The 18,090-nt window shown below is 30.7% G+C and carries 10 protein-coding genes; 4 read left to right on the forward strand and 6 right to left on the reverse strand.

The features are described 5' to 3' along the window. Window positions 1–2: 2 nt before the first annotated feature. A complete protein-coding gene (locus HY951_16190) occupies window positions 3–1,964 on the reverse strand; it encodes a tetratricopeptide repeat protein (GenBank protein MBI5541601.1) in 1,962 nt (653 codons plus the stop codon). 268 nt (window positions 1,965–2,232) lie between these two features. Between HY951_16190 and HY951_16195 the strand changes: the two genes are divergently transcribed. After that, window positions 2,233–4,719, forward strand: a complete 2,487-nt coding sequence (locus HY951_16195; protein ID MBI5541602.1) for a T9SS type A sorting domain-containing protein — start codon at window positions 2,233–2,235, stop codon at window positions 4,717–4,719. A gap of 70 nt (window positions 4,720–4,789) precedes the next feature. Here the strand turns inward: HY951_16195 and HY951_16200 are convergent, their stop codons facing one another. Then, on the reverse strand, window positions 4,790–8,398 hold the full coding sequence (locus HY951_16200; protein ID MBI5541603.1) for a tail fiber domain-containing protein: 3,609 nt from the start codon (window positions 8,396–8,398) through the stop codon (window positions 4,790–4,792). Further along, window positions 8,395–9,588: a T9SS type A sorting domain-containing protein gene (locus HY951_16205; GenBank protein MBI5541604.1), complete on the reverse strand. Its 1,194-nt coding sequence runs from the start codon at window positions 9,586–9,588 to the stop codon at window positions 8,395–8,397. The genes HY951_16200 and HY951_16205 overlap by 4 nt, the downstream gene beginning before the upstream one ends. 163 nt (window positions 9,589–9,751) lie before the next feature. On the opposite strand from HY951_16205, the gene HY951_16210 reads away from it, so the two are divergent. Then, a complete protein-coding gene (locus tag HY951_16210; protein MBI5541605.1) occupies window positions 9,752–11,665 on the forward strand; it encodes a tetratricopeptide repeat protein in 1,914 nt (637 codons plus the stop codon). Here the strand turns inward: HY951_16210 and HY951_16215 are convergent. The 3 genes from HY951_16215 to HY951_16225 form a co-directional block, all read right to left on the reverse strand. Beyond that, complete coding sequence (locus tag HY951_16215; protein MBI5541606.1) at window positions 11,649–12,308, reverse strand: response regulator transcription factor; 660 nt, start codon at window positions 12,306–12,308, stop codon at window positions 11,649–11,651. The two genes, HY951_16210 and HY951_16215, sit on opposite strands and share 17 nt — an antisense overlap. Before the next feature lie 61 nt (window positions 12,309–12,369). Further along, entirely contained in the window at window positions 12,370–12,957 is a 588-nt protein-coding gene (locus HY951_16220) for a MarC family protein (GenBank protein ID MBI5541607.1), read from the reverse strand. A 110-nt stretch (window positions 12,958–13,067) separates the two neighbouring features. Beyond that, window positions 13,068–15,236 carry a S46 family peptidase gene (locus HY951_16225; GenBank protein MBI5541608.1) on the reverse strand — a complete coding sequence of 723 codons (2,169 nt, stop codon included), beginning with the start codon at window positions 15,234–15,236 and terminating at the stop codon, window positions 13,068–13,070. A 133-nt stretch (window positions 15,237–15,369) separates the two neighbouring features. Between HY951_16225 and rlmN the strand changes: the two genes are divergently transcribed. Both rlmN and HY951_16235 read left to right on the forward strand, forming a co-directional pair. Then, window positions 15,370–16,425, forward strand: coding sequence for a 23S rRNA (adenine(2503)-C(2))-methyltransferase RlmN (rlmN, locus tag HY951_16230; protein MBI5541609.1), 1,056 nt, complete (start codon window positions 15,370–15,372; stop codon window positions 16,423–16,425). A 67-nt stretch (window positions 16,426–16,492) separates the two neighbouring features. Continuing rightward, window positions 16,493–18,061: a hypothetical protein gene (locus HY951_16235; GenBank protein MBI5541610.1), complete on the forward strand. Its 1,569-nt coding sequence runs from the start codon at window positions 16,493–16,495 to the stop codon at window positions 18,059–18,061. The last annotated feature ends 29 nt before the right edge of the window (window positions 18,062–18,090 follow it).

Consider the following 18,090-nt stretch of genomic DNA (forward strand, 5'->3'; position numbering starts at 1 on the left):
ATTTAAACAGGAAATTCTATTTCTACTTTTGTACCTATTGGCAAATTGTTATTATCCTTAAGATCTGTATATCTAATATTTAATTTACTCTTATGAAGTTCATTAATTAACGAGATTCTGGATTCTGTAATTTTTGTTCCCCACGACACATGATCCGGTTTCTTTTTTTGTCTTATTTCTTTTGCTCTTTCGCGACCAATTCCATTATCCTCTATAGTACATATAAGAACATTGTTATTTGATGTAAACTTAATCTTTAACATTCCACCTTCAGAATTTTCTCGATGCATAATACCGTGCCATATAGAATTTTCAACAAATGGTTGCAAAATTAATGGAGGCAAACTTATTAATTCAAAATCAGGAATCGAGTCGAACTGCAGATCAAAAGAAAATTTGTTTTCAAATCTCAACTGTTCAAGTTCTACATATAGTTTTAGCGATTCTATTTCATCAGATAATGGGATAACAGGTTTTTGTGAATTATCTAAAGTAAGCCTCATTAGTCGGGCAAATTTAGACAGATATTTACTTGATGCAATTTTATCATTATTCAACAGAAAAAACTGAATAGAATTTAACGTATTAAAAATAAAATGTGGGTTCATTTGTTGACTAAGCGCTTTCTGCATATATAAATTGAGATTCTTCTCAAGTATATGCCGATTTTTAATTGCTCTGTTCATTGAAGAAATATAAAAAACTGCAACAACTAGTAGAATTATAATAGCAACAGCAAACAGCCAGTATTTTAATAGCCTTTGATTATTAAGTTCTTCTTCTTTTTGTTTAAATTGTAAATCTTTTAATTGTTTTTCGTGATTTAAAATAGAAATCTCATGTTCCTTTTTTTCATTTTCATAGTAGGTTTGCAGTGCATCTAATTTTTTTTTACTTTCAGATGTAAATAATGAGTCTTTTAATCTATTATACTTATCAGAATACACAAATGCCTGTTTATAATTATTTTGAGAAGCATAAAGCTCAGAAAACAATTTATAGTCATCAATAATAATATTCTGAGCATGTGTTTCATTTGCTAATTTAACACTTTCAGAAATTGATTCCAATGCTTTTGCAATTTGTTTAGTTTCAAAATAAGCATTTCCCAAACTATACAATACAGTGGCAATAGCCGTTTTATTTTCTGATTTTCTATTTATGATTAGAGCTTTATCAAATAAATTAATTGCCTCATTGTATTCTTTCTTTAAAAGATAGGCATTACCTAAATTATTATATCTAATGGCTAAATTAAACTCATTTTTTAATTCAGTATCTATTACTATAGCTTTATTTAAATAAGTTATAGCTTGGTCAGGTTTTTTCATTTTAAGATATACCCATCCAATATTGCTTAATCTTGCTGCACATAATGCTTTATCATTTCTGACACTATCTGTTTTATATGCATTAATAAAATAATCTAATGCTTTTGCATATTGTTCAAAACGTGTATATACAATGCCTATATTATTTAATCTGATTGCTATTTTAGCAGTATCATTTCTTTCATGATCAATTTTCAGTGCTTCGTGAAAATTATCAATTGCTATAGAATAATTTCCAATTGCACAATATGCAAGACCGATATTATTCAATCTGGTTGCAATATCGAAATTATTCTTTAGCTTTTTATCAATAATAAGAGCTAGCTCGTAACACTCAATAGCCTTAACATATTGATCATTTAAGTAATAAACAACACCCATTTCATTACTAGCAGCTGAAAGTTTTTGAACACTACCAAGCTTTTTAGCCAGACTAATTGCTTTTTGGTTATAAAAAATAGCAGAATCTGTATTAATTCCTCTATACTGCGCAGCAATATCGAGATAAAGATTAAATTTAGTTGAATCTGGACTATTAATTAAAGCATACTTTAAACTATCAACTACACTTGCAATTGAAGATAAAGAGCTTAAAATAATCGTAATAAAAATAAACAGTATTTTTCTTTTCATTGTATTAAATTACACAAAAGTAAAAATACACAAAAAAGGATTAAAAAGCACCTCTCAGTTTCCTAACAACGTATATGAGTTTCCCAACTGCAAAAAATAATCTCTAGCACCCCAAATATGTTAATTAGCATCTTTACACTTGTGAAAGAATACTAAAAGTAAATTATATCAAAGCTTTTTTAACCCTAAAAATAGCATAAAAGAAACTAATGTTTTATATTTGTATGTTTTTTAACATGTTTTTACATAAACTAAAATTTAATTTTTTATGAAAAAATTATACTTTTTACTTATCGGTATTTTCTTAAATGTTTTAGTTTCTGGGCAATGTTATACCTATCAGGTTCCAGTCACAACATATAATACATCAAATAGTTATTGCTATAACGATGGTTTATCCATCGGCTTAAATACTATTTCTGCAAGTTCTGGATATCAAACATCGGGGAATAGCTATCAGTCTTTTCCAACTTCATTTATAAATGTTCAAATTGGAGGCGATTACTCGTGTCAACTAGCCGGATCATCGAATGGGAATTACGATTTAGGCATGTGGATTGACTTTAATGGCAATCAGATATATGAACAATCTGAACTAACATATTTTGTGTCTTTTTCAAACTATATGGTACAAACTTTTAATATACACATCCCTCTTGATGCAATTAAAGACACAGTAGATATGAGAATCGTTAAACTTATAAGCACAGGTGCATGGGGTACAGGAACTAATGATGCTTGTAATATTATTTCAATTGGAGAGATAGAAGATTACAAAGTTATTATTAATTGTGCAAATTTTGATTACCTTTCTTATGAACCAAATCCATTAGTTTGTTACAGTAATCCTATTGAACTCTCTGCTTTTCAAAATTATGGTGATGTTTCATGGTACACAGATACTAATTTAGCACCTGTTTACACAGGAAATTATTACAATTTATTTATTTCACCATCAATTACAGATACTGTTGTATATATTCAAAACACTTATGGAACATGCTTTAATGGACCAAAATATCCAATGCATGTACATATTGTTACAATTCCACAAGTTGTAATTGATGGTCCAGATACTCTTCATTCTTGCACGGCACATACTTTTAATGCAAGCCCGGGTTTTGAATCATATTATTGGGCTTGGGGCAATGGAAATGAAGGGTTTGATCCATTTCTTGAGATAACATCAGGTGCTGGTGGAATGCTTAATCTAACTGCGACTATCTCGGGATGTAACTCATACGACCAGGTCTGGATTTCTATTGCTACAGATACTATTTCAAATTATGCTCATTATTTTAAAAGTTCTGATTTCTGTAACGACCATACTTTTTATTTAACTTATGACAGTATTATTTCTCCTGGAACCTGCAATTGGTATTTAATGCCATCAAATACTTTAATTGGGAGTGGTAGTATTGTAAATTACTATGTCCCAACTGTTGGCAATTATAATGTTGAAGCAAGAATTAATTCGATCTGTGGCATTGATACCGCTTATTTTATTTTAGAGAATTTACCAAATCCAACTTATGATAGCCTTACATTTCCCAATGGTCATATAAACAATAATGGTATTTTTGAAGTCTGTTATAATGAAAACAATCTTATTGTAAAATGTGCCGGATTAAATGGAGTTGTTTATAGTTGGAATGGATCGCCCAACGGTGTTAACTGGTTTTACTTAAATAACGGATCAGATTCACTATTAATACCAGGTGCTATGGTGAGTCCCGGAAATAATTTTTATGTATTTGCTCAAATTACCAACTCTAACGGATGCTTATTTAACACTGACACTTTAATTTTTACTCCACTTAGTACTTTATCATTAAACTTACCAGACAATTATACTATGTGTAATTATCCTAACAATTACGGAATACCTGCTGTTGACTATAGTAGATATGATTTGTTATGGAATACCGGTGATACAGTTAACAACATTTATATAAACACAGAAGGAGTATATACAATAAACACTTTCGATAATTTAACCGGATGTTACAATCAGGACCATGTATATATAACAAATGGCTCAAATATTTCTATTTTTCCTTCTACTACCTATTCCTGCACTTCTAATGTTAATCTTTTCTATGATAATGCTATCAGTTGGACAGAATATGATGAAAGCTGGGGATATATTAATCAGTCTGCCGACATATTTTACAGCTTTAACTGGCAAGGATTTAATGAATATATTGTAGTAGAAGCTAATATAAATGGCTGTAACATTATAGATACAACCTACGTTAATTTTAATGAGAACTTTACATTTAACTTAGGAAACGATACAACTGTTTATTCAGCATCATTAACTTTAAATGCACCTTTAGATTTTCAGAATGGAAATTATTCGTTAATCTGGAATCCCGGAAGTGTTGCATCTCTAACTTACAATATAACACAATCGGGTCAATATATGTTAACTATTAATAATGGTCAAGGATGTACATATACAGACACCATAAACGTATCATTATTACCTAACAATATTCAATCAAATACTTTAACTAACAATATTTCTGTTTTTCCTAATCCCGCAAAAAATTATTTAAACTTTATTTCAGAAAACAGTTTAATTACTGAAATAAGAATTTCTGATTTAACAGGTCGAATTATATCACACAAACAATTTAATAGCTTATCAAAAATTGAATTAAATATTTCCGACTTCCCTGACGGTTATTATTTTTCTGAAACAACTACAAATAAAGGAAAATATTTAAATAAAATAATAATTTCAAAATAAAAATTAACATTAAAAAAAACAATTAGAGGTTGCAAATATTGCAACCTCTTTTGGCTGATATAATCGAGGGTTAATTTTTAAGAAGTTGATTTATTTGTTTTTGTTGCTCTGCTACTATTGTTTTTAAAGCTTCTATTTGTTTTTGTTGTTCTTTAATTGCTTCGGTTACAACTGGTATTATAGCTTCATAATTAACCGCCTTATAACCAGTATTTTTATTTATTGTTACAACCTCTGGAAGAACTAATTCTAATTCCTGAGCAATAAATCCTATTTTATTTTTCAGTTCATCATATGAAACTGGCTTTCCAGCATCGATCTCTCCTTTGAATAATATTTCCTCTCTCCAATCAAACACTTTTCCATTAAGTGATAATATTTTATTTAATGAAGATTCTAAAGGGCGAATATTTTTCTTTAATCGTGCATCTGAAGTTGCATTGTTTGTTAATGCATACCAATTTCCAGAACCATCTAATCTTGCCCTTAATATCATTCCATCTTCATCCCATAATTTCAGCAAATCGTTATCTCCTGGAGCCCAAATTCCAGCCATATCACCATCTGCATAAAAACCACCACTTTCAGTTTCTCCATTTTCTAACACAATACCTGAAGCAGTACTTACACTATTAAAATCAAAAGCTGCTACACCTCCATATTTACCGACTGAACTTCGGTATAAGTCATTTGTGGCATTAAATACTTTGTATCCTCCACTTTCAGCATAAACATTTCCTAAAACATGTAATTTCTGAGAAGGTCCTGCTACTCCAATTCCTATATTACCTCCTGACATTACCCTCATCCATTCTATGCTATTTGTTTTAAAAACTAAATCAATCGCATCGGTTGTTCCTATGTAATTTGTACCAGCTACTGTTCCTGCATTTCCCGATAATCCCCAGGCTGTTCCTAAACCTGCTAAAGTTTGCCAGCTTGCTAATCCTGTGGCATCAGAAACAAGAGCCTTGCCTAAGCCAGGAGATCCCCCTGTAATTTTTATTTGCCCTGCAATTTCTAATTTGGCAGAAAGTGATGGAGTAAAGGTTCCTATTCCAACGTTACCATTATTTGGCTGTAATAGCAAATATGGATAAAATGGATCGACACCAGCTTTATCAGTTTGTATAAAGGCAGCAAAATCAGTATTTTGAAATCCTAAATTTAGAGACCGGATTAAATTTGCATCATCCATACATCTAATCTGGCCAATATAATTTGGTCGGTCAGTTATGCTGCTTACAACTAATCTGGTTTGGGGATCTTTTTTACCAATTCCAATATTTCCTGTACTCATATTTGTACCTATTCCATTAATGTTAGTTCCAAAAATTATATTTCCAATATTTAGTTGATTACTTGCTGTTGAAGACTGTAAATCAATTCTATCTCCAATAATTATATTTTTATTTCCAATTGTTAAATTATCACCTGACTGAAAACCTACAAAAATATTATTGGAACCTAATGAATTAAATCCTGCACTATCTCCGCTAGCTGTATTATAATTGCCATTAATATTTGCGTAAAGTGCATTAACCCCTATAACTGTATTACTTTTTCCATTAGAGTTAAAAAACAATGCATTTTGTCCGAGAACAGTATTTCTGGAACCACTTTGATTATTAAAAAGTGCCCCGTCACCAAATACGGAATTATTACTTCCGGATTCCATATAATGAAGTGCATTAACGCCTATTGCGGTATTGTAATTCCCATTTGTAATATTATGCATAGCAGAATTCCCTATTGCTGTATTCGAGATTCCCGTAGTAGTTTCGTTCAATGCCCCATAACCCCATGATGTGTTTTGAGCCGAGTTGTTTATAAGTCCTGACAAATAATTATTTCTTCTAAAAACTAAATCAGTATTATCCGTTGTTCCAATAAAATTGACAGTTGCATTTGTGCCTGCATTTCCAGTAAGCGACCAATCATTTCCTGCGCCAGGTACTGTTCCCCAGACTCCTGTTCCTAACAAAACTTCCGAAGCAGCACCTGCAGTCATTTGAATTAAAGTTCCATTTGCATCAGCTTGGATCATTCTGTTTCCAGTACCAGATAAAGATGAAATTCTTGTGTTACCAACAACGTGCAATTCAGACAATGGATTATTTGTACCTATTCCTACCTTTCCACCAGACATTATTCTTATTCTCTCTGTATTATTTGTTTTAAAAACTAAATCATTTACATCATATGTTCCTATAAAATCGGTTCCAGGTATAGTTCCTCCATTACCCATAAGCGACCAATCGTTTCCTGAACCAGGCACAGGACCCCACACCCCAGTGCCTAAAAGAACTTGCGAAGGAGTCCCATCCGCAAGAGCAACAATTGTACCATTAGCATCCGCTTGCAATACACGAGTTGTACCTCCAGCCAAAGATGATATTCTTGTGTTACCAACAACGTGCAGTATTTCTTGTGGCGAAGTGGTTCCAATTCCAACTTTACCATTACTACTCAATCTAATTATTTCATTACCATTTGTACCTATTTCAATATCGCCGGACATATAATTCCATATTTTTCCATTATTTTGAGCCCATTGATTTAAACCAAATAACATTCCGTTTGAACCTGGAGCTAAAAAAGGAGTTGTTACCATTAAGCCTGGTTGAACACCAACATTATCTTGAATTGAAAGCGTTGCTAAAGGATTTGTATTTCCAATAGTAACTTGTCCAAAAGTTGTAATTTTCATTCGGTCAAATCCATTTGTTGCAAAATTCATATTACCAGCATTTGCAGTGATATTTAAATCGCCAGTTTGAAAATAAGTTAATGCTGCATTATTTCCCATTATATCAACCCCTAATAATAATCCATTAGTTGTATTTGAAGCATAAGTTGGATGAATAATGCGAATTCCATCATAAGATGCTCCAACACCATTAATATAAGGACGAACAGTTAGAACACTAACTGGATTTGGTTCATTAAATCCAAACCAACCATCTTTATCAATCCTCATTCGTTCAACGTCTTGTGTGCCAAAACGCAAAAAACCAGGTTCAAAATTCCAAAGTTGTGCATTTTGACCCATAACACCAGAAATAGAACCATCTTCAATCCCCAAAAGAGTGCCTCTATTATAATTAGTATTTAATGGAGATTGAATTTTAATTCCATCAAATGGGTTAGTAATAATTCCATTTGCATAAGTTTTTATCTGTAAACTTGAATTAGGGTTACTTTCGTTAATACCAACTTTTCCGCTTGTAGTAATGCGCATTACTTCATAGTTATTTGTTTTAATCACCAAATCTTTATTATCAATTGTACCTATAAAATTGATTGTAGGATCAGTTCCCAAATTTCCAGTTGTTGACCATCCACCAGTAGTGGAAGGAGGAAGATAATTCCAACTTGGTGTAGTTGTTGTGCTTGTGTTATAATAAAATCCCTGAATGCCATCAGTTTGATATATCATCAATCCTTGTGCTGCTTCAGGTAATGTAACTAAAGCCGTTTTTTCAGCATTTGTCATACGAGGTATCAGCAAACCTTTTTTTGATGCCAAAGCTGAAACATCTATGTCGAGCATTGCAGAACTGTTAGGAGTAGCTCCTGTGCTATTAATCCCAATGTTTTGCGCCTTTACATTTAATGTAAAAACAATAAACACAATTGCAAGGATTATCGAAACCGTTAAAAGATTTCTTGTTTTCATGGGGTAGTTATTAATAATTTTTGATTACACATTGTTGTAGAGCTTTCTGCTCTAAAAAGATAAATTGCACTTGCAATTTGTTCTAAAGTAATTGAATAAAGCTGATTTCCAGTATTAGCATTAAAATTTCCTATTGTAATTAATTTTCCTTGAATATCAAATAATGAATAATTCACATTGCTTGAGTTTTGAAAAACTGAATGTATCTGAATTGTATTTCCATCTGAAAAAGCATTTAAAAAATCAGCATTTACTCCGCATGGTGTAGCTGAAATTTCCTCACTTAAATCAAAATTTCCGTCATTATTGTTAGTTTTAAGACGATAATAAATAACTTTATCGCTAATCTCAGTATCAGAGAAACTATAATTAGTAATTGAAATCTTATTTGATGGCAAAGCAGTATAAATTGTAGTCCATACACTTAAATCGTAAGATTTTTGCAACTCAATATTAACAACATTTATTTCTGAAGCTGTAGTCCAGTTAATATTCATCACATTATCAGTACAATTTGACGTGAAGCTAATAAGATCAATTGGAAGCGGTGACAAATTACAAGATAAAATAAAAGGCGTACTTACACTTAATCCATGAGGTATTAAATCTATATTATTAACTGCACCAGTTCCTGTTGTAACACCCGCACCCGAACCAGTAGATAAAAGCCAAATATCTGTAGGATCGTCATATTGTTGTGCATTAAAAGTTCCAGTTGGGTTTGAAGTAGTATTTTCAACTCCACGGTAAGTTACATCAAAAGTAGCACTTACATTAGTACCAGCAAGCACTTGCCACCATCTATCAATCACAGAATTTAATTCGTTTATTCCTGCTAATCCTATCATATTTGTAACCGAATTTGCCCAATCAACATTATTTGCAGGAGTTCCCCATGTAGAAACTACTATTGGCGAAGCATTGTTAACGTGACCTACACCACTACCAACTGAATTTTTGTGAATTGTAACTGGTAAATAGTCAGTATTACTATATCCCAATGGAATTACAAAATCAGTATTAGAATTTACATCAGCAGTATTTAATTGCACATAATTACCTTCTTTCTCAGAAATAATATGTCCACTATTTCGTGTTATTGCAGTTGATTGCCCACTATTTATAACCAAATACACTGGATTTGCATATGAGCCATTATTGAGTTTTATAAAAGCTCCGTTTAAAACCAAAGAATTGTTTTGCGCGAATATATTTGTAAAACCAAATATAATTTGCAAGCAAATAAAGGTGAGTGAATTATATTTTTTTATGTTAAAAAACATGCTTTTTGTGAATATTTCAAAATTATCCCTATTTTTGATATTATGCAATACTGTAAATAGGTATATTCAAATGAGAAAATTTTTATTGATTTTATTCATAATTCAATTAAATTTAACAAACTTGTTTTCTCAACCTGATTCTACAATAATAAATCAAGTATTTAATTTATATGACAAGTACTATAACACACCACAAAACAATTTTGATTCTGCTCTTATTTACCTTGACTCTGCATTAAAAATTTCAAGAAAACATAATTATTATGAAGGTATATCCTATGTTCTAAGAGAAAAAGGGTATATTTATTCTGAGCGTGGTGAGTTTGTTAAAGCTATGAAGATTATTATAGAGGCTTTAAGACTGGACGAGAAAATTAATAATAAAGATGGTGCTGGTAGCGATCTTAATCTTATCGGACTAATTTATAACCAACAAGAAAAACTTGATGAAGCATTAAGTTATTTCATAAAAGCAAGAGATAAGTTTGCAGAAATAAAAGATGAACATGGAATTGCAATGGTTACTGGAAATATGGGAATGGTTTACAGAAACAAAAATGAATTTGAATTATCTTTAAAATGTTATTTTAATTCACTTGAATATTACCAGCAAGAAAAGAATGAGCAAAATGAAATTAACATTGCTAATCTTGAAAATAATATAGGTAATATATATAAAGACATTAAAAAATACGATAAAGCACTTGAATATTTCTTTAAAGCTAAAGAAGGCAAGTCAAAATATAAACAATACACCTCATTGGTGTCAACATTATCAAATATTGGCGATATTTATGTTGAAAAAAAACTATTCAACGAAGCTCTTTCAATATACAATGAAGCATTAGCAATGGCAGTAGAACAAAAATCTATCAGACTTCAGAAGGATGTTTATTTTGATTTATCATACATGTACAAGGAACAGGGAAATTTTAAATTAGCCTATGAAACATTTAAAGAATCTACCCAGCTTAAAGACTCAATAATTTCTGAAAAAAATAACGAAGAAATTGCAAATTTAAAAGTAAGATATGAAACAGATAAAAAAGAAAAAGAAAATGTTATTTTAACAAAAGACAATGAATTAAAATCTACCCGTATTGCAAATGAAAGAAAACAAAAATTATTGTTTGCTTCTCTATCATTGATAATTCTAATGGTAGGAGTATTTATTTTCATTCAATTCAGAACAAAACAAAAACTCAGTAAACAACTTGCACTAATAAATGATAAAATAAAAAATCAAAATACCACACTTAAAACTTTAAATAAAGAATTAATTGATTCTGAAGAAAACCTGACTTTATCAAACTCAACAAAAGATCAGCTTATAAGTATGTTATCTCACGACTTATACAATCCAATAACTTCTGTTATTAATTATACAAATTTAACTCTCGAATCAATTGAGCAAAAAAGCAAAGAAGAGCTTCAGGGTGCACTAACCAGCATAAACGGAGCTGTAATTCCACTTCAAGATTTACTAGATAACATTTTGCAATGGGCAAGAGTTCAAAAAATTCATTTACAACCAAATATTGATAAAATACATTTAAATATTGTTATTTCTGATATTATTAAATTATATCAACCTCTTGCAACATTTAAGCAAATTCAAATTAATTATAATAAACTCACAGAAGATATAATCAAATCTGACAAATTAATGATTTACTTTATTATAAGAAATATTGTAAATAATTCTGTTAAATTTTCACCAAAAGAAAACATTATTAATATTGAAGCTAACATTATAAATAACACATGCAAAATATTAGTTAAAGATTATGGTGCAGGTTTTAAGCATGAAATATTATCGCAGCTAAATGATATTGAAACTAATGAACTAAAAGGTCAGATAAGTGGAAGCGGAATAGGTCTAAGTGTTAGCAAAAAATTCATAAAATTACTTAAAGGGAATATTGAATTTAGAAACGCAGAAAAAGGTGGAGCCGAAATTCTTATAACTATTCCTCAGTATTAAGCAGACCGTGTTTCAATGCATATTTTACTAATCCAACTGTATTTGAAATCCCCAACTTCTGCAGAATGTTTTTTCGATGAGTATCAACTGTGCCAATACTTATAAATAATTTTTTAGCAATTTCGGCACTACTTAATTCATTACAAACAAAAACTAAAATTTCCTTTTCCCTCGCAGTAAGCATTATTTCAGGTGTATCACCGCTTAATATAACTGATGATTTGATATAAAAATCTTCCTCTTTTGTAATATTTTGAATGCCTTCAGAAAAATAAGTTCCACCTTCATATACTATTTTCAATGCCTTAATTAATTCTTCTTTTGTAATATTCTTAAGAAGATAACCCTTGATTCCAAGTTTTTCTAGTTTACTTAAAAATCTACTGCCTTTCTGATGGGTAAGCATTAATATTTTTTGCTCTGGTTTAAATTTTTGAATTTCTTCCACAATTTCAAGACCAGTCATATCTGTAAGGTGAAGATCTAACAATAGTATATCACAATTTCTCTTCTTTAAAACTGAAATGGCTTCTGCTCCCGAATTACATTTTGTAACAACTTTAAAATCATCCCCTTTTGTCAACAACAATTCAAGTCCATCAATATATAAAGAATGATCATCGGCAAGTATTAATGAAATCATTTGTCAATAATTAAAATCTATTCAAATATAACAATTATTCTCAACTATAAAAAAAGAGAAATTAATGTGTTATATGAATTCCGGTATTTGTAAGAAATAATTTAATTGCAATTGCCAAAAGAATTATACCAAAGAATTTTCTTAATATCATAATTCCAGCTTTTCCAATAATTCTCTCGAACCATTCCGCAGATTTAACAACAACGTACACAATAACCATATTTAACACTAATGCAATTAAAATATTGGCAGCATGATATTCTGCTTTTAAAGAAAGCATGGATGTAATAGCTCCTGCACCAGCAACTAAAGGAAATGCGATAGGAACAATACTTACTCCTGCCGGTGTACTACCACGAAAAAAATCAATTCCTAAAACCATTTCTAATCCAACAAAAAACACAACAAGTGAACCGGCAATAGCAAAAGAATATATATCAACTCCAAAAATACCTAATAAAGGTTCGCCAATAAAGAAAAAAAGCAACATAATACCTAATGCAAATGAAGCTGCCTTTAATGCATCAATTTTTCCATGCTTTTGCTTTAAATCAATAATAATTGGTAAAGATCCTGTAATATCAATTACAGCAAAAAGTACCATGAATGCTGAGAATATTTCACGAAAATTTAGATGTAAGTCAAACATATAAAATAATTTGACGCAAAGATATGAAAAATATTTTTGTTACTGTCAGGTCGAAAGACCTAACATACTATGTTTTGCAGTCATGTCTTTCGACCTGACTGCAAGATTTTTTATTTTACTAATTTCATTTCATCAATAAGATTTTTTGCACCGGCAAATTTATCTATTACAAAAAGAACATATCGTACATCAACGTTTATGCACTTTTGCAATGTGTTTTCATAGGCTATATCGCCACTCATTGCCTCCCAGTTACCATCAAATGCAATTCCTATAAGTTCTCCATTTCCGTTAATTACAGCACTACCAGAATTTCCGCCGGTAATATCGTTATTTGTTGTAAAGCAAACACGCATCTCGCCTGTTGTTGCAGCATACTGACCAAAATCTTTTTTATTATAAAGATCTTTTAGTTTTGGAGAAACAACAAATTCGTCATTTTTAGGATCTTCTTTCTCCATTATGCCGGTTAAGGTAGTATAATAATGATATGACACAGCGTCAGTAGGCTTATAATCACCTACTGTGCCATATGTTAATCGTATTGTTGAATTAGCATCAGGATAGAAAGATTTATTTGTCTGCATTTCCATAATACCTTTCTCAAATAGTCTTTTTGCATTTTTAGCATCATCAGACTCTAGCCCTTCTAAACTGTAATAACGCATAACAATTTGACGAGCAATGTCAAACGCATAATCATTTTCAATTATTTTTTTTGAAGGCTTATCTAAAAATTTATTAAATCTTTCTTCGTCGGCAAAAATCGATTTTTTATACACCTCATCGGCAAATTTATTAAAATCGCCTTTAAATTTATTTTGTATTGTTGAAAATATCTCTAAATGGTAGGTTTGTGGTAAGTCCTCATAATACATTTTTAAAAGGGCAATAAATATTTTCTTATCTGTTGATTGATTATAATCTTTAAAAAAAGCTTTAGCTGCTATTTTTATTTCTTGAGCAGTAGTTGTTATAGCCTGTTCATCTGGTTTTTCAGTTGACAAAATCTGATAAAGTTGCATAGATTGAAATGGAAATAACACTAATTCTGGTCCCTGAAATAAAGCTTCAGATACATATTGGTATGCCAAGGATTTTTCTTTAGTATCAGAATATGATTTTTCGATTGTAGAAAGAACATTTCCATATAATTTCTGACGTTCGGGTGAAGCATTTACCCAATCGGTAAATTGCTTTTCTAATGTTTGCTTTTTTCCAATAACATCTAATCTTCTTAATCCTTTGTTCTGACCAATAAAATATTTCCAGTAATTTGCAGTCTGAGCATATTTTGAAGCATACTGAATTCTTATTTTATCAGATACATCCATATCTTCTTTCATCAATTCAAGCTTTTTTGTACGAATTTTAATTGCTGCCGGATTTAACACTTCCATCTGCTCTTTTACACCATAAGAAGTTAAATATCGCTCAGTTGTTCCGGGAAATCCAATAACCATAGCATAATCGCCTTTCTCCTGACCCTTTAAAGAAATAGGCAAAAACTGTTTTGGTTGATAAGGAATATTATCTTTTGAATATTTTGCTGGTTTCCCATCTGGACCTGAATAAACTCTTAAAATAGAAAAATCTCCGGTATGTCTGGGCCACATCCAGTTATCAGTATCACCGCCAAATTTTCCTATTGATGAAGGTGGTGCACCAACTAATCTTACATCCTTAAAAGTTTCAAAAACAAACAAGAAATACTGATTCCCGGCAAACATATCAACTACCTCAACATTATAACCATTACCAGTTTTAGCTTCCTTTTCAATTTCTTTTATAATCTTTTCTATTGCTGCTTGTCTTTTTTCATAAGAAAAATCTTCGGTAATATCTTTTAATACCCTATCGGTAACATCTTCTATTCTTACAAGAAATGAGGCACAAACTCCTTCGTTTGATAATTCCTGATCTTTTGACATTGCCCAAAAACCATCGGTTAAATAATCGTGTTCAACAGAGCTATGATTTTGAATTGCATCAAAACCACAATGATGATTGGTAAATAAAAGTCCTTGTGCAGAAACTACTTCAGCAGAACAGAAAAAACCCATTGGATAACTCTCATTACTTAATCCGCAAATAGCATCCTTTAAACTTGCTTTATTAATATTATAAATATCTTCAGGGGTTAACTTCAACCCTTGACGACGCATATCGTCATAGTTTTTGTTAATTAAAGACAAAATCCACATCCCCTCATCAGCTTTAACCGAACTGGTAAAAGCAATGAATAAAGCAATAAAAAACACAAATAATTTTTTTGTCATTTTCTTAAAATATAAGATTTTTCAATTACAAATTTTTACAAATTAAATCATTCTAAAAGGGTTTTCAAAGAATTTTTGAAAGCAATTTACCAATCTTAAGTTTTTAAACATTAAATTGAATTAAATTTGGACCATGCAAAATATCAGATCAATTTCTAGTGATTCTATTATTGAATTTTTAGAAAGTAATAACGAAAAAGCATTTAGAGCAAACCAGATTCTTGACTGGCTTTGGAAATATCGTGTTGAATCGTTTGATCAAATGAAAAACTTATCAAAAAATCTACAGGAAGTTTTATCTAAAAAATATTTTATCGATGCTGCAAAAATAACTACCCAGCAATTTTCTGATGATAATACAATAAAAGTAGCATTTACGCTTTTTGACAACCAAACAGTCGAAGGGGTTCTAATTCCTTCTGATAAACGGGTAACTGCTTGTATCTCTTCTCAGGTAGGTTGTGCTTTAGGTTGTAAATTTTGTGCAACCGGAAAATTTGGATTTAACAGAAATTTATCAGCCGGTGAAATATATGATCAAGCTTTTTTACTTTCAGAATTATCTCAAAAACAATACGATCTTCCATTAACTAACATAGTTTTTATGGGCATGGGGGAACCACTTTTAAATTATGAAAATTTATTAATGGCAATAAATTGGATTACCTCACAAAAAGCTATGGGGTTTTCATCAAAACGAATAACCATTTCTACAGCAGGAATCCCCGATAAAATTGAACAATTGGCAAAAGATAATATTAAGGTAAACCTTGCACTTTCGTTGCATACAGCCAAACCCGAAGTAAGACAAGAATTATTGCCGGTAGCAAATAAATATACTCTTGAAAGAATTGCTCAGGCTCTAAAGTTTTATACTAACACATTAAAAAAAGAAGTAACATTTGAATATCTTCTCCTTAAAGGTATTAATGATAGCCTTGACGATGCAAAAGCACTTATTAATTATTGTAGTCATATTGCAAGTAAAGTAAACATTATTGAATATAATCCAGTTGATGATTTACCTTTCCAGAAATCAACTTCAGAGAACACGGCACTATTTTTGAAAACGCTTTATGCTAAAAATTTAAATGTAAAATTAAGACGAAGCAGAGGAAAAGATATTGATGCTGCCTGCGGTCAACTAGCCAATAAAGAAAGAAATAACAGTAAAAAGATTAAAAAATGAGATTTATTTCAGATTTTTTATACTTTCGTAAAAAATTTAATTGTTAAAACTATAAATAATTTCAACTATGAGAGCAGTGAAATTCTTCCTTTTGTTAACTTTAGCTTTTGCAGGTTCAAATTTACTGGCCCAAACCCTTGAAATGGACTGGGGACAATCAAACGACCTTGCAAAAAACAATTGGTATCAAAAAATTATTGGCTCAGATAAAGATGGTTTTTTTGCTATACGTAGTGAAGGGATTTTAAAAGTTAATGAAGAAAATCTTTGGTTAGAGTATTATTCTACCACTACAAATGCACGTGAATCTTCAAACCAGATTATTATGCCAACTGTTGGGGGAAGTCCAACACATTACGAAGAACTATTTTATTTAAATGGCAAAGTAATTATTTTCACTTCATTAGTAAATGGTAGCAGAAAAATTTTATATGTTTCATATTTAAATAATGAAGGATTTTTAAAAAATAAACCCAAAGAAATCGGAAGTATACCTGTAAGTAATTCAAACTCTGATGGTTTTAACTTCCAATTAATGGAAGGCGGAAAGATATTATTAAGCTTTCACAATACATTTGCTCAATATAATGCCGAACCTTTTTCATATAAAATTATTAATTCTGACTTAGTTGAAGAATTAAATTGTTCACTTGAATTACCACTAAAAGACAGATCATTTGAAGTTATTCAATCAAAAGTTTCAAAAGCAGGCGACATTTGTATGCTGATTAAATTAGAAAAAGTTGCAGATAAAAAGAAAACCACAACAGGACCAGGAAGTGAGTTTACCATGATGGTTTATACTGTTAAGAAAAAAGAATTCCATCCTTTCCCTATTACTGTTGACAAATACAATGCAACTCATGCTGTTTTTGGTTTAGATAAAAATGATGACATCGTGATTACCGGATTCTTTGCTAACAAATCAGTTAAAATCGCAAATGAGTTTTCAGGATCTTTTTTCAGGAAAATAAATCCAAGAACCTTAAAAGCTGATGTTATGGATCCAAAAAAATCTATTAAATTATTTAGCAAAGAACTTTCTGCAGAATTCAGTCAGCAAAGAAATGGCGAAACACCTGATCAATATTTTAACTATGTTATTAGAGATATGATTTTCTTTGAAAATGGCGGATTTGCTTTTATTGCAGAACAGGAATACACAAAATCGACAACAATTATTGCTCCGGGAACTAAAGAAGAAACCAAGATAGATTACTACTATTACAATGATCTTTTAATAAGTGGTGTAACAAAAGAAGGTGTTTTAGACTGGCAGATAAGAATTCCTAAAAACCAGAACAGCTCCGACGATAAAGGATACTATCATTCAATTGCAACATTTGTTGACGCAAATAAATTAAAAATTATTTATAACGATAACAAAGCAAACTTAGAAAACAAAGTAGCTGAAAAAACAAAAGAACTTAAAAATAATCCTGTACTAACACCAAAAGGTCAGGCTGTGCTTGCAACATTATACAGTGATGGCAGCTATGAAAAATATCCAATGTTTAAAAATGAAGATGCAAGATTTGTTATTGTACCAAGACTGATTGCAAAAACCGGTAAACGATATGCTTCTTATGCACAGGATGGAAAAAGTATAAAGTTTGGTTCATTTGTGTTTGAATAACATATTCAATTTTTTATTGAAAAGCTGCC

This window comes from Bacteroidia bacterium, from assembly GCA_016218155.1.
Lineage (GTDB): Bacteria > Bacteroidota > Bacteroidia > Bacteroidales > GWA2-32-17 > GWA2-32-17.